Source organism: Pedomonas sp. V897 (genome assembly GCF_051304405.1).
Lineage (GTDB): Bacteria > Pseudomonadota > Alphaproteobacteria > Sphingomonadales > Sphingomonadaceae > Pedomonas.
On sequence record NZ_JBPPGG010000002.1, the window covers coordinates 96,956 to 116,746 of the forward strand.

Here is a 19,791-nt window from a genome sequence, read left to right on the forward strand (position 1 = left end):
ACCTTGAACCATGCCTGAAAGGCTGGAAATTCTTAGCGCGAGTAGAACTCGACCACCAGGTTCGGTTCCATGCGGACCGGGTAGGGGATCTCGTCCAGCGTCGGGATGCGAACGAGGGTCACCTTGGTCGGGCCGTCGTTCTGCAGGTAGTCGGGGACGTCACGCTCGGCCGAGCCCAGCGACTCCAGAACCACCGCCATTTCCTTGGCGCGCTGGCGCAGCTCGACCACGTCGCCAACCCGGAGGCGGGCCGAGGCGATGTTGCAGCGGCGGCCGTTGACCAGGATGTGGCCGTGGTTCACCAGCTGACGGGCGGCGAACGGCGTCGGCGCAAACTTGGCGCGGTAGACGACGGCGTCCAGGCGGCGCTCCAGCAGGCCGACCAGGTTCTGACCGGTATCACCCGGAACGCGGGCGGCCTCGGCGTAGACCTTGCGGAACTGCTTCTCGGTGATGTTGCCGTAGTAGCCCTTCAGCTTCTGCTTGGCGCGGAGCTGAATGCCGAAGTCCGACGGCTTGCCCTTGCGGCGCTGGCCGTGCTGGCCCGGGCCGTAGGAGCGCTTGTTGACCGGGCTCTTCGGGCGGCCCCAGATGTTCTCGCCAAGGCGGCGATCAAGCTTGTACTTCGAAGTCAGACGCTTGGTCATGACAATCCTTCCAACCGTTCAAGTTTGCGTTTTGGTCCCCAGACCACGCCGCAGGCCCGTCTTCCGGCTTGCGTGGACACCGCTTCACTGGGGCTGCGGGTCCATCGGAGCGAAGGGGCCTTATACGGCCACGAGCAGAAATGTCAATTTGCCGATGGCGGGGAAGGCGCGGCCGCTTGTCCCGCTCCCCTCAAAAGAAAAAGGCCCCCGCGTTTCCGGGAAGGAAGCGCGGGGGCCAGTGGATATGAGGTTACAGGGATACGCTTACTCAACAGGGGGACGCTTACTCAGCCGGTTCGGTCACCAGCGGGGTGCTCTTCTGCGAGCGGCGTGACCGCCTCTCCGTCAGCCGGCGGATCAGCACGTAGAACACCGGCGTGAACAGGAGGCCGAACAGTGTCACGCCCAGCATGCCGAAGAACACCGCGGTGCCCAGGGATTGACGCATCTCGGCGCCCGCGCCCTTGGCCAGCACCAGCGGCACCACGCCGAGGATGAAGGCCAGCGAGGTCATCAGGATCGGCCGCAGACGCAGCCGCGCTGCTTCCACCGCCGCCTCGACCATCGACCGTCCCTGAGCCTCGAGGTCGCGTGCGAACTCGACGATCAGGATGGCGTTCTTGGCGGCGAGCGCGATCAGCACGATGAAACCGATCTGGGTGAGGATGTTGTTGTCCATCCCCCGCATCATGATGCCGCCGATGGCCGAGAGCAGACACATGGGCACGATCAGGATGATCGCCATGGGCATGGCCCAGCTCTCGTAGTTGGCCGCGAGCACGAGGAACACGAACAGCACGCTGAGCGGGAAGACGAAGATCGCGGTGTTGCCGGCGTTCTTCTCCTGATAGCTCATGTCCGTCCACTCGTAGGAGATGCCCGGCGGCAGGATCTTCGCCGCGATCGCCTCCAGCTCCTGCATGGCCTGGCCGGTCGAGACGCCCGGCGCGGCGGCGCCGATCAGCTCGGCGGCAGGGTAGAGGTTGTAGCGCGGGAAGCGGTCCGGGCCGGTGGCGGTCTTGACCGTGACGAGCGAGCCCAGCGGCACCATGGCCCCGGTTTCGGAGCGGGTGCGGATCCGGGCGATGTCGTCCGGCGTCAACCGGTGCGGGGCATCGGCCTGGGCACGCACGCGGAAGATGCGGCCCTTGACGGTGAAGTCGTTCACGTAGGCCGAGCCCAGATAGATCTCCAGCGCGCTGAAGATGTTTTGCACCGGCACGCGCAGGATCTCCGCCTTGGTCCGGTCCACCTCCACATGCATCTGCGGCGCCCGGATATCGAACGGGCTGAGGGCATAGGCGATCTTGGGCGACTCCTTGGCGGCCGCCATCATGGCCATGGTGGCGTCCGCCAGCGCCTTCTCGCCGACGCCGGCCCGATCCTCGAGACGCATGGCGAAGCCCGCGCTGGTGCCGAGGCTCGGCACGGCCGGCGGGTTCAGCACCGACACCGTGCCCTCGTCGATGGCCGCCATCTTCTGGCGCAGCTCGGCGAGGATTTCGAAGGACGTGCGCCCGTTGCGCTTCTCGTAGGGCTGCAACGGCACGAAGGTCACGCCCGCGCTGGTGGTGTTGGTGCGGGTGATGCCGGAGAAGCCGGGGATGGAGATCACGGCCCGCACGCCTTCGGTGGCGAGGGCGATCTTCTCCACCTTGCGCGCCACCGCATCGGTGCGCTCCAGCGATGCGCCCGGGGGCAGCTGGTAGGCGGCGATGAGGTAGCCCTGGTCCTGCTCGGGGATGAAGCCGCCCGGCACGCGGATGAACATGAACGCCGTCAGGCCGATCAGCACCACATAGACGCCAAGCCACAGCAGGGGCCGCTTCACCATCCGGCCGGAGAGGGCACCGTAACGGTCGCTCATCCGGTCGAAGGCGGTGTTGAACCAGTTGGCGAAGCGCTCGGTGAGCGCGCCGACCGGGCTTCGGCGCCCGCCGTGGCCATGGGCGTCATGTTTCCCCGACTTGTGCGCCTTCAGCAGCAGGGCGGACAGCGCGGGGGAGAGGGTGAAGGAGTTGAACGCCGAGATCACCGTCGCCACGGCGATGGTGAGGGCGAACTGACGGTAGAAGGCACCGCTCACGCCCGACAGGAACATGGCCGGGATGAACACGGCGCACAGCACCAGCGCGATCGAGATGAGCGCGCCGCCCACTTCCTCCATGGTCTTGCGGGCTGCCTCGCGGGGCGAGAGGCCGTTGCGCAGGTTGCGCTCTACGTTCTCGACCACGACGATGGCGTCGTCCACCACGATACCCACCGCCAGCACGAGGCCGAGCAGGGACAGGTTGTTGAGGCTCTGCCCCATCGCCTTCATGACGGCGAAGGTACCGATGAGCGAGACCGGAATGGTCAGGATCGGAATGATGGATGCCCGCCAGGTCTGGAGGAACAGCACGACCACCACGATGACGAGGATGATCGCCTCGAAGATGGTGTGGAACACGCTGTCCACCGACTGGCGGATGAACTCGGTCGGGTTGTAGACGATGCGGTATTCGAGGCCCGGCGGGAAGGAGCGGGACAGCTCTTCCATGGTGGCCTTGACCCGCTCGGCGGTGGCCAGCGCGTTCGCGCCCGGCCGCTGCGACAGCAGCATGCCGATGGCCGGCTCGCCGTTGAGGTAGCTGAGGGTCGAATAGTCCGCAGCGCCCAGTTCCACCCGCGCCACGTCCTTGAGGCGGGTGAAGCGGCCGTCCTCGCCGGTGCGGATGATCACGTTCTCGAACTGCTCGGGGCTGGTGAAGCGGCCCTGGAGCGTCAGGTTCACGCGGAAGGCGGTGTTGGTGTTGACCGGCGGAGCGCCGAGCGCGCCGCCTGCCACCTGCACGTTCTGGGCGCGCAGGGCCGCGACCACCTCGTCCGGCGTCATGCCGAGCGCGGCGATGCGGTCCGGGTCGAGCCAGACGCGCATGGAGTATTCACGCACACCGGAGATGCGGACGTTGCCGACGCCGTCCACGCGGCGCAGGGCGTCCTGCACCTGGAGGATGACGTAGTTGCTGATGTAGATCTGGTCCCGCGACTTGTCCGGCGAGCGCAGGTGAACGGCCATCATGATGTCCGGCGCGTTCTTCTGCGTCACAACGCCAAGACGCCGCACCTCCTCGGGGAGACGCGGCTCGGCGACGGCGACCCGGTTCTGCACCAGAACCTGCGCGGTATCGAGATTGGTGCCCGGCGCGAAGCTGATGGTCAGCGTCATCTGGCCGTCGCTGGTGGCCTGCGAGTACATGTAGAGCATGTTCTCGACGCCGTTGACTTCCTGCTCGATCGGCGTTGCCACCGTCTCGGCGATGGTCTCGGGCGTGGCGCCCGGATAGCTGGCCGTGACCGTGATGGTCGGGGGCGCGATATCCGGGTACTGGGCGATCGGCAGACTGACGTAGGCGACGATGCCGACGATGACGATCATCAGCGACAGCACCGCCGCGAAAATCGGCCGGTCGATGAAGAATTTTCCGAAATTGCTCATTTGGCTGCCCCTGTTGTCCCGGCGCCTGCCGGCGCAGTGGCCGGGGTGGCCGCGGCCGTTGTCGTCTCCCCGTCAGGGCGGGGGGTGATGGTGGCCGGCCTCGGTTTGACCGTGGCGCCGGGGCGCACGCGCATCAGGCCCTCGACGACCACCTTGTCGGTGGGCTCGAGGCCGTCGCGGATCACCCGCAGGCCGTCGATGATCGGGCCGAGCGCCACCTTGCGCTGGGCCACCGCGCCGTCCTTGTCCACCACGTAGACGACGCGGTCCGCTTGGTCGGTGGCGAGGGCCTCGTCCGGCACCAGGACAGCCTCGTGGGAGTCCGCCCGCAGGAGGCGCATCTTGGCGAACATGCCCGGCACGAACACGTGGTCCGGGTTGGGGACAACCGCGCGGCCGCGGATGGTACCGGTCTGCGGGTCGATCTGGTTGTCGACGAAGTCCATCTGGCCCTTGTGGGGGAAGCCGGACTCGCCCATCAGTTGCAGCTCGACCGGCAGGGGGCGGCCCTTGGCCTTCTGGGCCGCGCCCAGATAGTCGAGGTAGGTGGCCTCGTCGCCGTCGAACACGAAGTAGATGGGATCAAGCGAGGCGATGGAGGTGAGCAGGGTGCTGTCGTTGCTGCCGCCCGTCACCAGGTTGCCGATGCTCACCGCCCGCGCGCTGATGCGCCCGCTGACCGGTGCGGTCACGCGCGTATAGGTCAGGTTCAGCTCGGCCTCGCGCACGGCGGCCTTGGCCCGGTCCACGGCGGCGCGGGCCTGATCCCGCTCCTGCACCCGCTGGTCGTAAAGCTGCTCGGAGACGTTCCGGTTTTCCAGCAGCCGGCGCGCCCGCTCCACATTGTTGGTCGCGAAGCGGAGCTGCGCCTCGGCTTCCTTCAGCTCGGCCTGGGCCCGCTCCAGTTCCACCTGGAAGGGGCGCGGGTCGATCACGAACAGCAGATCGCCCTTGCGAACATACTGGCCGTCCGTGAAGTGGATGGATTGAAGATAGCCGGAGACGCGCGCGCGCACCTCCACATAGTCGATCGATTCGAATCGTCCGCTGAACTCGTCCCATTCCTGCACGGTCTTTATCAGCGGATTGGCAACGCCCACCTCCGGCAATGCCGGAGCTTGGGCCTGTTCCTGGCCGCAGGCGGCAAGAAGCGGAAGAGTGAGAGCAGCCGTCAGAACGAACGGCCGCAGACGCCAAGATGTCATAAGAGCTCCCAAGAGCCATGGTCAGAGAGGACCCGGCACGTAGGGAGCGACGACTAGTCCAACAAGGCTATATGGGAAGAACGAACCGTTCCGAATTCGCGACCAATTCCGAATACGTCAGTCGGATTTCCCGGAATTTGGCTTGCGATTCAACTCCCCCGCAAGGCAGCGGATGACGCCGCGCAGGGTGCGCACTTCCTGCCCGGTGAAGGCGGGACGCTCGAAGATGTTGCGCAGGGTGCGCTTCATGCTCTCCGTCCGGTGGTCCGGGTGGAAGTAGCCGCGCGGCTCCAGCAGTTCAATCAGGTGGTTGATGAGCCCGTCCAGCGCCTCGCGGGTGGCGGGGCCTTCGTAGTCGCCTTCCAGGCGCACGGGGGGCGTCTTGTCCTGCTGCTTGTGCCACTCGTAGGCGATGACGATGACCGCCTGCGCCAGGTTGAGCGAGCCGAACTCCGGGTTGGTGGGGATGGAGATGAGCACGTCGCCCATCGCCACCTCCTCGGTGGTCAGCCCGGTGCGCTCCGGCCCGAACACGATGGCCGTGCGCGCGCCCTGGGCGGCGAGGGCGTTCATCTGCGCCACCGCGCCTTCGGGGGTGGCGGTTTCCTTGATCATGCGCCGCAGCGTCATGGCCGTGGCGTAGACCCGGTTGCAGTCCGCCACCGCCGCTTCCAGGCTGTCGTAGAGCCGGGCGTTGTCCAGCACGATGTCCGCGCCCGAGGCGGCGGGGCCTGCCGCCGGGTTGGGCCAGCCGTCGCGCGGCTCCACCAGCCGCAGTTCGCTGAGGCCGAAGTTCCACATGGCGCGCGCGACCATGCCGATGTTCTCGCCCAGCTGGGGACGCACAAGCACGATGACAGGTTGGTTCATTGGCGTGACGCAGTTACTTTTTCTGGTGTGAGGGAGCGCCGAGACGCTCCAGGGCGGCCTCGCGGCCGATGCGGGCAAGCAGCGGCCCCATCTCCGGGCCGTGGGGCTGGCCGGTGAGCGCCAGACGCAGCGGCAGGAACAGCGCCTTGCCCTTGCGGCCGGTCCGCTCCTTGAGCACGTCGGTCCAGCGTTTCCAGATGTCCTCGGCCCAGGGCAGGGCGTCGAGGAAGGCGCGGGCGGCCTCGATGAATTCGGCGTCCGCTTCCTCGATGACCGGCTCGACCGGGCCCGTGATGAGTTGCCACACCGCCGCCACATCGTCCAGCCGGTCGATGTTGCCGCGCAGCAGCGCCCAGTCCTGCGCCGTCATGCCGGCGGGGAGGCGGTCCCTGACGCTGTCATACTCAAGGTGGTGGAGGATTTTCGTGTTGAGCGCGACCAGATCCGCCTCGTCGAACAGGGCATTGGCCTTGTTGAAGGTGGACCAGTCGAACGTCTCCACCAGCGCCTGCCGGTCGGTGACCGGCTCGATGGGCAGCGATGTGCCGATGCGGGCTAGGTAGGCGATCAGCGCCAGCGGCTCGACGCCCAGCGCCTTGTAGTGCTCGACGCCCGCCGAGCCCAGCCGCTTGGAGAGCTCCCCGCTCCTGGTGGACAGGAGCGCCAGATGGGCGAACGCCGGAACGTCTGCTCCCAGCGCCTCGAACATCTGGATCTGCACGCCCGAGTTGGTGAGGTGGTCCTGCCCGCGCACCACGTGGGTGATGCCCAGATCCACGTCGTCAATGACGGAGGGGAGCATGTAGAGCCACGAGCCGTCCTCCCGCCGCACCACGGGGTCGGAGAGGGAGGCGGGGTCGATGCTCACCGGGCCCTGCACCAGGTCGTTGAAGGCGATGCGGGCGCCGGTTTCCAGCTTGAAGCGCCAGTGCGGGCGGCGGCCCTCCGCCTCCAGCCTGGCGCGGTCCGCCTCGGTCAGCTTGAGGGCGGCGCGGTCGTAGACCGGCGGCAGGCCCCGGGAGAGCTGGATCTTGCGGCGCATCTCCAGCTCTTCGCTGGTCTCGTAGCAGGGGTAGACCCGGCCCGCCGCCTTCAGCCGCTCGAACGCCGCCTCGTAGGCGTCGGTGCGGGCGGACTGGCGGGTCTCGCCGTCCACGCGGATGCCGAGCCAGGCGAGGTCGCGGCGGATGCCCTCCACATACTCTTCGCGGCTGCGGGCGAGATCGGTGTCGTCCAGACGCAGGAGGAAGCGCCCCCCGGTCTTCTCCGCGAACAGGGCGTTGATGATCGCCGTGCGCAGGTTGCCCACGTGCAGGTAGCCGGTGGGGGACGGCGCGAAGCGAACAACGGGTGCGGTTTCAGTCATCGTGCGGTCCGGAAGGCGTTGGTGATGGGATAGCGGCGGTCGCGCCCGAAGTTGCGCGGCGTGATCTTGACGCCGGGCGGGGCCTGACGCCGCTTGTATTCCGCAACATAAAGGAGCCGCTCGACCCGCGCGACCGTCGCCGGGTCGTAGCCGCGCGCGGCGATGGCATCGACGGACAGCTCCTCCTCGACAAGGCCGGTGAGAATGGCGTCCAGCACCGGATACGGCGGCAGGCTGTCCTCATCCTTCTGGTTCTCGCGCAGCTCGGCGGTGGGCGGCTTGGTGATGATCCGCTCCGGGATCACCTCGCCGCGCGGCCCCAGCGCCTCGATGGGCAGGTGCGCGTTGCGCCAGCGGCATAGCTCGAACACCATGGTCTTGTAGACGTCCTTCAGCACCGAATAGCCGCCGCACATGTCGCCATAGAGGGTGGCGTAGCCGGTGGACATCTCCGACTTGTTGCCGGTGGTCAGCACCATGTGGCCGAACTTGTTGGACAGCGCCATCAGCGTCACGCCCCGGATGCGGGACTGGATGTTCTCCTCGGTGATGTCGCGCCCGCGCCCCTCGAACAGCGGGGCGAGCATGGCGCCGAACGCCTCGACGGCGGGCTCGATGGGGACGGTGTCCAGCCGCACGCCCAGCCGGCGCGAGCACTCCGCCGCATCCTCCAGGCTCTCGCGGGAGGTGTAGCGGGAGGGCATCATCACGCACCACACCTTGTCCGCCCCCAGCGCATCGACCGCCACTGCGGCGGAGAGGGCGCTGTCGATGCCGCCGGACATGCCGATGACCACGCCGGGGAAGCGGTTGCGGGTGACATAATCCTTCAGCCCCAGGCACATGGCCCGGTAGACGCTCTCAAGGGTCTCGCACGGCGGCACGATCTCCGCCTTCTCGCAGCGCCAGCCGGAGGCGGTGCGGGTCCAGTCCGTCACCGCGATGTGCTCCTGCCACTCGGGGAAGCGGGCGGCGAGCGCGGCATCGCCGTTGAGGACGAAGCTGCCGCCGTCGAACACCAGCTCGTCCTGCCCGCCCAGCCGGTTGAGGTAGACGAGGGGCAGGCCGGTCTCGGTCACGCGGGCGACCGTGTGGTGCAGGCGCTTGTCGTCCTTGCCCAGCTCGAACGGCGAGGCGTTGGGGCTGATGAGGATCTCGGCGCCGGTCTCGGCCAGGCACTCGCACACGTCCGGCGACCAGATGTCCTCGCAGATGGGGATGCCCAGCCGCACGCCCCGGAACGGGATGGGACCCGGCAGCGGGCCGCTGGCAAACACGCGCTTCTCGTCGAACACCCCGTAGTTGGGCAGGTCGTGCTTGCGGGTGATGGCGGCGATGCGCCCGTTCTCCAGCAGCGCGACGGCGTTGTAGAGCTTGCCGTCCTCCAGCCAGCAGGTGCCCGCCAGCATGGCCGGGCCGCCGTCGAGGGTGGCGGCGGCCAGCCGCTCCAGCCCGGCCCGCGCCGCCTGCTGGAATGCCGGCTTCAGCACCAGATCCTCCGGCGGATAGCCGATCAGCGCCAGCTCCGGGTAGACAATGAGGTCGGCGTCGCGCGCCCGGTTCCGGGCGTCGAGCATGGCGGCAATGTTGCCGTCGATGTCGCCCGTGATCTGGTTGATCTGGGCCAGGGCAATACGCAGGGTGTCTGTCATGTCAGCCTTTTAGGAGCGGTTGGGGGCGCGGGCAAGGCGGTGTTCCCCGCACCGCCCGCGCCGGCGCACCGCGATCTGGGGATAGGGCGCATATGGGGAGAGGCGCGGCCTTTCGGAACTGTTCTGAACGCATATAGTCTTTTGACGGGATCGGCCGCCCAGAGTAGGGTCGCGCCCCGATTTCGTGTGGTCAGCGTAGGAGCGACTGGAGAATGTTCGCCAATCCGTGGCTGTGGGCTGTCATCGGCTATGTTCTGGGCTCGATTCCGTTCGGACTTCTGCTCACCAAGGCGGCGGGCCTGGGCGACATCCGCGCGATCGGCTCCGGCAACATCGGCGCGACAAACGTGCTGCGGACCGGCAACAAGCTCCTCGCCGCTGCCACCCTGCTGCTGGACGGCGGCAAGGGCGCGGCCGCGGTGCTGCTGGCCGGAACCGCCTCCGCCGACGCCGCCATCCTGGCGGGCGCGGGCGCGTTCATTGGCCACCTCTATCCGGTCTGGCTGAAGTTCAAGGGCGGCAAGGGCGTCGCCACCTACATCGGCACCATGATCGCCCTGTCCATCTGGCCCGCCGTCGGCTTCGGCGTCGCCTGGCTCGGCACCGCCTTCATCACCCGCTATTCGTCGCTGGCGGCGCTGGTCGCCGTGGTCGTCACCCCCGTCGTCGCCTGGTTCGTCGATCGCCTGGACGTGGCGGCGCTCGGCGTCGGCATGGCCGCGCTCGTGTTCCTCAAGCACGAGGACAACATCCGCCGCCTGCGCCGGGGCGAGGAGTCCCGCATCGGCGCGAAGTCGGCCCCGGCGGACGGGGAAGAGTAGGGTTTTCGCTACCCCGTCCGGTGGCCCGTCCGGTGGCTTGCAGGACGTTGGGGGATGCGAGGGGCTTGCCCCTCGCGCTCCCGTTCGTCTGCCGGGCCGTGTTCCCGGCACCCCTGCTCCAGAGGCCGCGCCGGAATGACCGGGTGCGGCCCGATAATCGAAGGGGGGTGCAGGGGGACAAGTCCCCCTGCATGATCAATGCCTTAACAGTCCGCCTTCGACCATAAACCGAGCAATCTACGACCCTGACGAGCCTTGACCGTTTGCGGGCGGGGGCGGGACACTCCGCCGCGTCATGGGGATCCAGCCGCCAATGCCGTCCTTGCAGCCGCTCTCCACGCTCGCCACGGCGGAGCAGATTGCGCGCCTGCGTCTGATTCGCTCCGAGAATGTGGGGCCGATCGGCTTCCGGCACTTGCTGGCCCGCTATGGCTCGGCGGTCAGGGCGCTGGAGGCGCTGCCCGAGCTGGCCCGGCGCGGCGGCGGGCGGAGCCTGCGCATTTGCAGCCGGGCGGCGGCGGAGCGGGAGATGGAAGCGGTGTATGCCGCCGGGGCGGAGATGCTGTTTCTCGGCCACCCGCCCTATCCGGCGCTGCTGGCGCACATCGAGGATGCGCCACCGGTGCTCACGGTGCAGGGGCGGGTGGCGCTGGCCGCCGGACCGGGTACTCCCTCAAGTATTGCCCCGAGTGTCGCGATTGTCGGCGCGCGCAACGCCTCGGCGGCGGGGCTGATGTTCGCCCGGCAGCTGGCGTTTGATCTGGCGGCGGCGGGAGTCGTGGTGGTCTCCGGGCTGGCGCGCGGCATCGACACGGCGGCGCACACGGGGGCGCTGGCTGGCGGGCGCGGGCGCGGCGCTGGCAGCGGGGAGGGCAGGACCGGGGAGGGAGGCACGATCGCCGCCGTCGCCGGGGGGCTCAACGTGATCTACCCGCCGGAGAACGAGCGGTTGCAGCGGGCGATCGGCGCGGAGGGGCTGCTGGTGGCCGAGCAGCCGTGGGGCGCCGTGCCGCAGGCGCGGCACTTCCCCCGGCGCAACCGCATTATCACCGGGCTCGGCCTGGGGCTGGTGGTGGTGGAGGCGACGGCCCGGTCCGGCTCGCTCATCTCCGCCCGGCTGGCGGGGGAGCAGGGGCGGCTGCTGATGGCGGTGCCGGGCTCGCCGCTCGAGCCGCGCGCCGAGGGGCCCAACGGCTTGATCCGGGACGGCGCGATTCTGGTGCAGTCGGCCGCCGATGTGCTGGAAGCGCTGGAGCCGCTGGTGCGGCGGGGGGTATCCGCCCCGGAGGTGGCGTATGCGCCGCCGCTGGCCAATCTGGAGCCGGACGGGGACGCCCGCCGGGCTGTCGCCGCCCTGCTTGGCCTGGCGCCGGCAAGCGTCGACAGTCTCATCCGGGAGACGGCGTTGCCGCCCGCGGTGGTGTCGATCGTGCTGCTGGAGCTGGAGCTGGCGGGGCGGATCATGCGCCATGCGGGGAACCGGATTTCGCTGGCGCTGCCGCCCGATCGCGCCGGTCAGGACAACCCCGCTACCGGGACCGGCTTGCGAGTCCTTATATAACTGCGGTATGCGTCGCGCCCCGTAAATTCTGAAAGGACGGGCCGCCGTGGATGTCGTGATCGTCGAGTCGCCGGCCAAGGCAAAGACCATCAACAAGTATCTGGGGTCGAACTACAAGGTTCTGGCCTCCTACGGCCATGTGCGAGACCTGCCGGCAAAGGACGGCTCGGTAAAGCCGGCCGAGGACTTCTCCATGGTCTGGGAGGTCTCCGGCGACAAGCAGAAGCAGCTCAAGGCCATCGCGGACGAGGTGAAGAACGCGGACCGCGTGATTCTCGCGACCGACCCTGACCGCGAGGGCGAGGCCATTTCCTGGCATCTGCTCGAAGTGCTGAAGGCCAAGCGCGCCCTGCCCAAGGGCGGCGTGCAGCGCGTCACCTTCAACGAGATCACCAAGTCGGCCGTCACCCAGGCCATGGCCAACCCGCGCGATCTGGACCGGGAGCTGATCGACGCCTACCTCGCCCGCCGGGCGCTGGACTATCTGGTGGGCTTCACCCTCTCGCCGGTGCTGTGGCGCAAGCTGCCGGGTGCGCGCTCGGCCGGGCGCGTGCAGTCGGTGGCGCTGCGCCTGATCTGCGACCGCGAGATGGAGATCGAGCGATTCGTCGCCCGCGAGTACTGGACGGTGGACGGCCTGTTCGCCACCCAGGCGGGCGAGTCCTTCTCCGCCCGGCTGGTGCTGCTGGACGGCGAGAAGCTGGACAAGTTCAGCATCACCACCGCCGAAGGGGCGGCGCTGGCCCGCCGCGCGGTGGAAGGGGCGCGGTTCCGCATCGCCTCGGTCGAGCAGAAGCCGGTCAGCCGGAATCCCTATCCGCCGTTCATCACCTCGACGCTGCAACAGGAAGCGGCCCGCAAGCTGGGCTTCTCCGCCACCCAGACCATGCGCGTCGCCCAGCAGCTCTACGAGGGCATCTCCATCGGCGGCGAGACCACCGGCCTCATCACCTACATGCGTACGGACGGCGTCACGCTGAGCCAGGAGGCGATCAGCGGCGCGCGCGCCGTGATCGCGGAGGACTTCGGTTCCGCCTACCTGCCTGCGGCGCCGCGCACCTACCAGACCAAGGCCAAGAACGCGCAGGAGGCCCACGAGGCGATTCGCCCGACCGATCTGCGCCGCCGCCCGGACCAGGTGGCGCGGTACCTGTCGGCGGAGCAGGCCAAGCTCTACGAGCTGATCTGGAAGCGCACCATCGCCTGCCAGATGGCCAGCGCCCGCATGGAGCGCACCACCGCCGAGATCCTGTCGGAGGACGGCCGCACCGGCCTGCGCGCCACCGGCCAGGTGGTGCAGTTCCCCGGCTTCCTTGCCGTCTACGAGGAGGGCCGGGACGAGGCGCAGACCGGCGGCGGGGAGGACGACGACAACCGCCGCCTGCCCAAGCTCACCGTCGGCGAGCATCCGCTGCTCAATGACGTGAAGACCGAGCAGCACTTCACCACGCCGCCGCCGCGCTATTCGGAAGCCTCGCTGGTGAAGAAGCTGGAGGAGCTGGGCATCGGCCGCCCGTCCACCTACGCCAGCATCCTCCAGACGCTGCGCGACCGCGCCTACGTGAAGATGGAGCGCAACCGCTTCATGCCCGAGGACAAGGGCCGGCTGCTGACCGCGTTCCTCGAGAAGTTCTTCGAGCGCTACGTGGAGTACGACTTCACGGCGGATCTGGAAGGCCAGCTCGACCAGATCTCCTCCGGCCAGATCGACTGGAAGGACGTGCTGCGCGCCTTCTGGGCGGACTTCGAGCCCAAGACCAGGGAAATCCTGGAGCTGAAGCCCAGCGACGTCATCAGGACGCTGGACGAGTTCCTGGAGCCCTACCTGTTCGGCAACAAGGAGGGCGACCGCGACCCGCGCGCCTGCCCGGCCTGCGCCGATGGCCGCCTGTCGCTGAAGGCGGGCAAGTTCGGCGCCTTCGTCGGCTGCTCCAACTACCCCGAGTGCCGCTACACCCGGCCGTTCGGCTCGGAGGAGGCGACCGCCGGTCAAGCGGACGAGGGCCCCAGGGTGCTGGGCGTGGACCCGGCGACGGGCCAGCCGGTCACGCTGCGCTCGGGCCGGTTCGGCCCCTATGTGCAGCTGGGCGAGGAAGGGGAGGACAAGGCCAAGCCGCCGCGCGCCTCCATCCCGAAGGACGTGCCCGTCGAGACGCTCACCCTCGCGCAGGCGCTGGCGCTGCTCTCGCTGCCGCGCACGGTCGGCACCCACCCGGAGACGGGCAAGCCGATCCTCGCGTCCATCGGCCGGTTCGGGCCCTACCTGCTGCACGACGGCAAGTATGCCCGCCTCAAGAGCACCGAGGAGGTGCTCACCATGGGCATGAACCAGGCCGTCGCCACCCTGGCCGATGCCGCCAATCGGGGCGGGCGCGGGGAACGCAAGGCCGCCGCCGCGCTTAAGGAACTGGGAGCACACCCGGAGTCCGGCGCGGCAGTGAAGATCATGGATGGACGCTACGGCCCCTATGTAACCGACGGCGCGGTGAACGCCACCCTGCCGAAGGGCGTGTCGCCCGATGCGCTCTCCCTCGAGCAGGCGGTGGAGCTGCTGGCGGCCAAGGCCGCCAAGGGTCCGGCCAGGAAGCCGGCCCGCAAGGCGGCGGCGAAGAAGCCGGCCACTCCGAAGGCGGCTTCCGCGAAGAAGACCGCCGCGAAGAAGGCTCCAGCGAAGAAAACGGCGGCCAAGACGCCGCCCGGGACAGAGGCGTGACGCGGTTGAAAAAGCGGCAGGAAGCCGGGTTGCCGACCCGGGACGAAGTTGTTGCCTTCATCAAGGACAGCCCGGTTGCGGTTGGCAAACGCGAAATCGCGCGCGCCTTCGGCCTGTCGGGCGCGGAGAAGATCGGCCTCAAGGCCCTGCTCAAGGAGCTGGAGATCGAGGGCGTGATCGAGCGGGCGGCGGGGCGCACCTACCATGTGGGCGGCCAGCTGCCCAAGGTAGCCGCCATCAAGATCACCAAGGTCACGGCCGATGGCGACATCTTCGGCGAGCCCGAGGTGTGGGAGCACCCCGGCAAGCCGCCCGCCGTCAAGATCGTGGAGCGGGGCCGCCGGGCCAGCCTCGGCGTTGGCGACCGCTGTGTCGTGCGCATCGAGACGCGCGGCGACGGGCGCTTCCGTGGCCATGTGCTGAAGCGGCTGGAGCGCAAGATCGAGAACGTGCTCGGCGTCGTCCGCCGCTCGGGGCGCGAGTGGCGGCTGGAGGTGGCGGACAAGCGCCTGCGCGCCGAATTCCTCGTGCCGCCCGATCATCTGAACGGGGCGGAGCATGGCGAGCTGGTGCTGGCCGAGCCGATGGGCCGGGGCCGCCCGCTCGGGCTGCAACCGGTCAAGGTGATCGAGCGGCTGGGCGACCCGTTCGCGCCCAAGTCGTTCTCGCTCATCGCCATTCACCAGAAGGGCATCCCGACGGAGTTCTCGGACGCGGCGATCGCGCAGGCGGAGGCCTCCTCCCGGCAGGATCTGGGCGAGCGGGAAGACCTGCGGCACATCCCGTTCCTCGTCATCGACCCTGTCGACGCGCGGGACCACGACGACGCCATCTGGGCCGAGCCGGACGACGACCCCCGCAACAAGGACGGCTGGACGCTGGGCGTTGCCATCGCGGACGTGAGCTACTTCGTCCGCCCCGGCAGCGCGCTCGACCAGGACGCGCGGGAGCGGGGCAACTCGGTCTACTTCCCGGACCGGGTGGTGCCCATGCTGCCCCATGCGCTCTCGAGCGGGGCCTGCTCGCTCACCTCAGACGCGGACAAGGCGGCGCTGGTGTGCCTGATGAAGGTGAGCGCCACCGGCCAGATCCGGAGCTGGCGCTTCACGCGCGCGCTCATCCGCTGCGCGGTCAACCTCTCCTACGAGCAGGCGCAGGGCGCCATCGACGGCAACGCCGACGCCCACACCGCCCCGCACCTCAAGGGGCTGTGGAACCTGTGGGGCGGCTGGGGGGCGCTGAAGGCGGCGCGGGACGCGCGCGAGCCGCTCGACCTTGACCTGCCAGAGAAGCGGGTGATCCTCGATGACCGGGGGCGGATCGTCGAGATCAGGACGCGCGAGCGCTTCGATGCCCACCGGGTGGTCGAGGACTACATGATCGCGGCCAACGTCGCCGCCGCCAAGGAGCTGGAGAAGCACCACGCCTCGGGCGTCGTCGGCGTCTACCGCATCCACGAGCCGCCGACCCAGGAGAAGCTGGTCTCGCTGAAGGACTATCTGGAAAGCCTGGAGATCAACCTGGCGCTGGGGCAGGTGGTGAGCCCGGCGGTGTTCAACCGCGTTCTGGAGCGCACCAAGGAGGAGCCGTTCGCCGAGCAGATCGCCGAGCAGATCCTGCGCACCCAGACCCAGGCCTATTACGGCACCGAGAGCGTGGGCCACTTCGGCCTAGCGCTCACCTCCTACGCCCACTTCACCTCGCCGATCCGCCGCTATGCGGACCTGATGGTCCACCGCGCGCTGGTCCGGGCGCTGGGGCTGGGGGAGGGCGGTATCACCGACGAGCAGGTGAAGCATCTGGCCGCCACCGCCGAGCACATCTCCATGACCGAGCGGCGGGCAATGGAGGCGGAGCGGGACACGGTGGACCGCTACATCGCGGCCTACCTTTCGGAGCGCATCGGCGAGACCTTCCCCGGCCGGGTGACGGGCGTGGCCAAGTTCGGCCTGTTCGTCACCATCGAGGGGCTGGGCGGCGACGGGCTCATTCCCATCTCGACGCTGGGCGACGAGCGCTTCCACTTCGACGAGGCCAGCCGGCGGCTGGAGGGCGGCTGGACCGGCGCCAGCTTCTTCCTCGGCCAGAAGCTGACGATCCGGCTGGTGGAGGCCAATCCGGTGACGGGCGGCATGCGCTTCGAGCTGGTGGAAAAGCCGGAGGGCGAGGGCCCAACCGGCGCGAGGGCGCGGCCACGGCCCCGTCCGGCCGACCGCGGGCGGCGGCGCACAGGCGGCGGCCGCAACCGTCGGCCGGTATAAAAGTAACGTTTCGCCGATCGCCAGGATTGAGAACGATGCGGCCTCGTGCCAATGAAGGCGCCCCAAGGAGGCGTGTGTGAAACAGGACAAGCTGCTGACAGCGACGGAGGTTCCGGGCGGTGCGGTGGGTGCCGTGACCTACTCCGTGCTCATCCCCTGCTACAACGAACAGGGCGCGATCCGCAGCACCATCGAGACGGTGGTGGCGGCGTGCGAGGCCACCTTGCCCGCAGGCAGTTTCGAGGTGCTGGTCATTGACGACGGCTCGTCTGACGCCTCGGCGGCGGTCATCGAGGCGGTCAAGGAGACGGACCCGCGGGTGCATCTGATCCGCCACCGCAAGAACATCGGCTACGGCGCCGCGCTCAAGACCGGCCTGCGCGCCGCGCGGGGCGAATGGGTAGCCATCACGGACGCGGACGGCACCTATCCCAACCAGCGCATGGGCGAGCTGTTCTCTCTCCCGGACGCGGACATGGTGGTGGGCGCGCGCATTGGCGACGGCGTGGTCTATTCCAAGCTCCGCGCCATTCCGAAGATCTTCCTGCGCCGCTACGCCCAGTGGATCACGGGCACGCACATCCCCGACATCAATTCGGGGTTCCGCGCCTTCCGGGCGGACATCGCGCGGCGCTACATCCACCTCTATCCCGACGGCTTCAGCTTCACCACCACCATCACCATCGCCATGCTGATGGAAGGGCGGGAGGTGATCTACGAGCCGATTTCCTATACGCCGCGCATCGGCAAGTCGAAGATCAAGCCGATCCGTGACACCCTGCGATTCGTCGCCACCATTGCCCGCACCGGCATGTTCTTCGCGCCCCTCAAGGTGCTGAAGCCGTTCATGCTGTTCTTCTGGGCCGCCTTCTTCGTCAGCGCCGTCTACGACACCTTCTGGCTGAGCGACCTGACGGAGAAGACCACCTCAAGCCTGCTGCTGGCGCTGAATATCACCGTCCTCGGCCTGCTGGCGGATCTGATCGACCGGCGCACCCGGCCATGAGGGTTCCGTCCGCACTCGCGCCGCACCTGCGCCCGTTCGCCAAATACGCGGCAACGGGGATGTTCTCGGGCGGCCTCGGCATCGTGCTCACCTTCCTCTTCACGGAAGTGGCCGGGTTCGATCCGCGCATCAGCTACGGCTGCACCCTGGCCGTGCTGGTGCTGGTGAACTTCCTCATCGGGCGGCACATCATCTTCGATGCCGCCGGGCACCGGGCCGGCGGCCAGTTCCTGCGCTTCATCGCCACCTCCGGCACCGCCCGGCTGCTGGAGTGGAGCCTGTTCAACCTGCTCGTCAGCCAGACCGGCGTGCATTACCTGCTTGCGGTCGTTGGCGTTCTGGGCACATCGTTTTGCGTGAAATACTTTGTCTACCGGCGGCTCGTCTTTGGAAAAACCGCATCCTGATCTCACCGACACCCTGAGCGCACGGCACTGGGGCTGGCTGCCGCTGGCCGCCGCCGTCGTGATCGGCCTCGTGTGGCTGATCCTGGCGTTCGGCCAGGCCGATGCGGTGCAGGACGACGTGCGTCAGCACGTGGCCTGGCTGGAGGCGATGCGCGACCCGGAGCTGTTCCGGGGGGACTTCATCGCCAGCTTCTTCGTCTCCAGCAACACGCCATTGTTCAAGAGCTTCTACTGGCTGCCCGCGCAGGCGGGCATCTCGCCGCTGGTCATGGCCAAGCTCTATCCCGTGGCCCTGACCCTGCTCACCGCCTGGCTGGCCTGGCGCTTCTTCCTGACGACGGGCATCGGCGGGCTGGCGGCGGCGCTGGGCGCGGTGCTGTTCGTGCAGGGCATCTGGGCGAGCGACGACATCGCCAGCGCGACGGCGCGGGCCTTCTCCTGGCCCATGCTCCTGGCGGTGCTGGTGTGCTGGCGGGAGCGGCGCTTCCTTCCCGGGGCGGGACTGGGCGTCGTGCTGGCGCTCACCTATCCCTCGGCGGCGGTGTTCGCGGGGGCGATGATCGGCCTGGCCCACCTGCCGGACCTGCGGGGACGCCCCGCGTGGCCCGAGCTGCGGCAGCGCTGGGCGGGCCCGGCCCTCATCATCGCCGGCATGGCGGCGGGCGCGGTGTTCCTGCTGGCCACGGGCACGGCCAAGGGCATGGTGAGCCTGGCCGAGGCCCGGGCCATGGTGGAGTTCGGCCCCAAGGGGCGCACCAGCTTCTTCGGCAAGGGCCCGCTTTCCTACTGGCTGTTCTCCAAACGCTCCGGCGCGATGCCGGAGACGGCGCTGCGCCATGCGGTCCTCGTGGTCGCGGCGGTGGCGGCCCTGGTGACCTGGCGGCGGCTGCCGGGGACGCTGAAACACATGGTGCTGGCGGCGGCGCTCGCCGGGTTCCTGCTGTGGGCGGCGGCGCACCTGCTGCTGTTCCGGCTCTACCTGCCGGCACGCTTTCCGCTCATGGGCCTGCGCCTTGCCCTGGCCCTGCTGGCGGGGGCGGGGCTGGCGGCGTGGCTGCTGCACCTGGGCGAGCGGACGCGCCGGGCGGCGGTCGCGGCGCTGCTCGCGGTGCCGCTGCTGGCGCTGGCGGTGCCGCTCAAGGCGCTCAACCTCATCAACCTGCCGGATGCGCCCACCCTCATGCAGGCGCTGCGGAGCGCGCCGAAGGACGCGCTGGTGGCCGGGTTCAGCCCCGACCTCGACAACATCCCCTCCGACGTGCAGCGCCGGGTGCTGACGGCCCGCGAGTTCCATCTGCCCTACAACCGGGCCTATGTGCGGGAGATGCGGGCCCGGCTGGGCGACACGGCGCAGGCGGTATTCGCCGACGGGCCGGAGGGCGTGCGCGTGCTGGCGGCGCGCTACGGCGTCACCCACCTGCTCATCGACCGCGTGGAGGTGACGCCCGAGGGCGTCGCGCACAGCTGGTGGCGGCCCATCCTGGCGCAGGAAGGCCGCCTGCCGGCGTGCTCGGCCGAGGCGTGCCGGGTGTGGGCGCTGGAGCCGGAGCAGCGCCGGTGCGTGGTGGCGGAGGACAGGCAGCAGACGCTGCTCTCGGTCGCCTGCCTCGTCATCGACGATTCCCGGCCGCAGGGGGAGTGACGGCCGCCCCGGCGTTCCGGCGCCCCGGCGTTCGGGGGGCGCGCCTGAATGACAGGTTCCGGCCGCCCCTGTCGGGCCAGGGTGCCGTTTCGGTGAACAAAGGACGACTGGCAGCCTTGACTTGAGGTTCCGCATGGGGCATAGGCGGCCACCTGATTTGCA

The 19,791-nt window shown here is 68.9% G+C and carries 13 protein-coding genes; 7 read left to right on the forward strand and 6 right to left on the reverse strand.

The annotated features are described in order from the left end of the window. Window positions 1–32: 32 nt before the first annotated feature. The 6 genes from rpsD to ACSJJU_RS06565 form a co-directional block, all read right to left on the reverse strand. Entirely contained in the window at window positions 33–647 is a 615-nt protein-coding gene (gene rpsD, locus ACSJJU_RS06540; RefSeq protein ID WP_435914503.1) for a 30S ribosomal protein S4, read from the reverse strand. Window positions 648–930: 283 nt separating this feature from the next. After that, on the reverse strand, window positions 931–4,125 hold the full coding sequence (locus ACSJJU_RS06545; protein ID WP_435914504.1) for an efflux RND transporter permease subunit: 3,195 nt from the start codon (window positions 4,123–4,125) through the stop codon (window positions 931–933). Then, window positions 4,122–5,330: an efflux RND transporter periplasmic adaptor subunit gene (locus ACSJJU_RS06550; RefSeq protein WP_435914505.1), complete on the reverse strand. Its 1,209-nt coding sequence runs from the start codon at window positions 5,328–5,330 to the stop codon at window positions 4,122–4,124. The genes ACSJJU_RS06545 and ACSJJU_RS06550 overlap by 4 nt, the downstream gene beginning before the upstream one ends. A gap of 117 nt (window positions 5,331–5,447) precedes the next feature. Continuing rightward, the gene (locus ACSJJU_RS06555) at window positions 5,448–6,200 is read right to left on the reverse strand and encodes an RNA methyltransferase (RefSeq protein ID WP_435914506.1); all 753 of its coding nucleotides are present in this window, start codon (window positions 6,198–6,200) and stop codon (window positions 5,448–5,450) included. A 13-nt stretch (window positions 6,201–6,213) separates the two neighbouring features. After that, the gene (gene gltX / locus ACSJJU_RS06560; protein ID WP_435914507.1) at window positions 6,214–7,566 is read right to left on the reverse strand and encodes a glutamate--tRNA ligase; all 1,353 of its coding nucleotides are present in this window, start codon (window positions 7,564–7,566) and stop codon (window positions 6,214–6,216) included. Further along, complete coding sequence (locus tag ACSJJU_RS06565) at window positions 7,563–9,218, reverse strand: NAD+ synthase (protein WP_435914508.1); 1,656 nt, start codon at window positions 9,216–9,218, stop codon at window positions 7,563–7,565. The genes gltX and ACSJJU_RS06565 overlap by 4 nt, the downstream gene beginning before the upstream one ends. Before the next feature lie 212 nt (window positions 9,219–9,430). On the opposite strand from ACSJJU_RS06565, the gene plsY reads away from it, so the two are divergent. From plsY to ACSJJU_RS06600, 7 genes are all read left to right on the forward strand, one after another. Beyond that, window positions 9,431–10,039 carry a glycerol-3-phosphate 1-O-acyltransferase PlsY gene (gene plsY / locus ACSJJU_RS06570; protein ID WP_435914509.1) on the forward strand — a complete coding sequence of 203 codons (609 nt, stop codon included), beginning with the start codon at window positions 9,431–9,433 and terminating at the stop codon, window positions 10,037–10,039. A 313-nt stretch (window positions 10,040–10,352) separates the two neighbouring features. Next, a complete protein-coding gene (locus ACSJJU_RS06575) occupies window positions 10,353–11,600 on the forward strand; it encodes a DNA-processing protein DprA (protein ID WP_435914510.1) in 1,248 nt (415 codons plus the stop codon). A gap of 46 nt (window positions 11,601–11,646) precedes the next feature. Next, a complete protein-coding gene (gene topA / locus ACSJJU_RS06580; RefSeq protein WP_435914511.1) occupies window positions 11,647–14,313 on the forward strand; it encodes a type I DNA topoisomerase in 2,667 nt (888 codons plus the stop codon). Further along, window positions 14,310–16,574: a ribonuclease R gene (gene rnr, locus ACSJJU_RS06585; RefSeq protein ID WP_435914512.1), complete on the forward strand. Its 2,265-nt coding sequence runs from the start codon at window positions 14,310–14,312 to the stop codon at window positions 16,572–16,574. Before topA ends, rnr begins: the two co-directional genes overlap by 4 nt. A gap of 76 nt (window positions 16,575–16,650) precedes the next feature. Continuing rightward, window positions 16,651–17,580: a glycosyltransferase family 2 protein gene (locus tag ACSJJU_RS06590; RefSeq protein ID WP_435914513.1), complete on the forward strand. Its 930-nt coding sequence runs from the start codon at window positions 16,651–16,653 to the stop codon at window positions 17,578–17,580. Continuing rightward, on the forward strand, window positions 17,577–17,987 hold the full coding sequence (locus ACSJJU_RS06595) for a GtrA family protein (protein ID WP_435914515.1): 411 nt from the start codon (window positions 17,577–17,579) through the stop codon (window positions 17,985–17,987). The genes ACSJJU_RS06590 and ACSJJU_RS06595 overlap by 4 nt, the downstream gene beginning before the upstream one ends. Then, on the forward strand, window positions 17,968–19,629 hold the full coding sequence (locus ACSJJU_RS06600; protein ID WP_435914516.1) for a hypothetical protein: 1,662 nt from the start codon (window positions 17,968–17,970) through the stop codon (window positions 19,627–19,629). The genes ACSJJU_RS06595 and ACSJJU_RS06600 overlap by 20 nt, the downstream gene beginning before the upstream one ends. Window positions 19,630–19,791 lie beyond the last annotated feature (162 nt).

What these genes read in the sequence shown, in the direction of transcription:
- rpsD (WP_435914503.1), bottom strand. Translation starts at nt 647, where the DNA reads ATGACCAAGCGTCTGACTTCGAAGTACAAGCTTGATCGCCGCCTTGGC.
- ACSJJU_RS06545 (WP_435914504.1), bottom strand. Translation starts at nt 4,125, where the DNA reads ATGAGCAATTTCGGAAAATTCTTCATCGACCGGCCGATTTTCGCGGCG.
- ACSJJU_RS06550 (WP_435914505.1), bottom strand. Translation starts at nt 5,330, where the DNA reads ATGACATCTTGGCGTCTGCGGCCGTTCGTTCTGACGGCTGCTCTCACT.
- ACSJJU_RS06555 (WP_435914506.1), bottom strand. Translation starts at nt 6,200, where the DNA reads ATGAACCAACCTGTCATCGTGCTTGTGCGTCCCCAGCTGGGCGAGAAC.
- gltX (WP_435914507.1), bottom strand. Translation starts at nt 7,566, where the DNA reads ATGACTGAAACCGCACCCGTTGTTCGCTTCGCGCCGTCCCCCACCGGC.
- ACSJJU_RS06565 (WP_435914508.1), bottom strand. Translation starts at nt 9,218, where the DNA reads ATGACAGACACCCTGCGTATTGCCCTGGCCCAGATCAACCAGATCACG.
- plsY (WP_435914509.1), top strand. Translation starts at nt 9,431, where the DNA reads ATGTTCGCCAATCCGTGGCTGTGGGCTGTCATCGGCTATGTTCTGGGC.
- ACSJJU_RS06575 (WP_435914510.1), top strand. Translation starts at nt 10,353, where the DNA reads ATGCCGTCCTTGCAGCCGCTCTCCACGCTCGCCACGGCGGAGCAGATT.
- ACSJJU_RS06595 (WP_435914515.1), top strand. Translation starts at nt 17,577, where the DNA reads ATGAGGGTTCCGTCCGCACTCGCGCCGCACCTGCGCCCGTTCGCCAAA.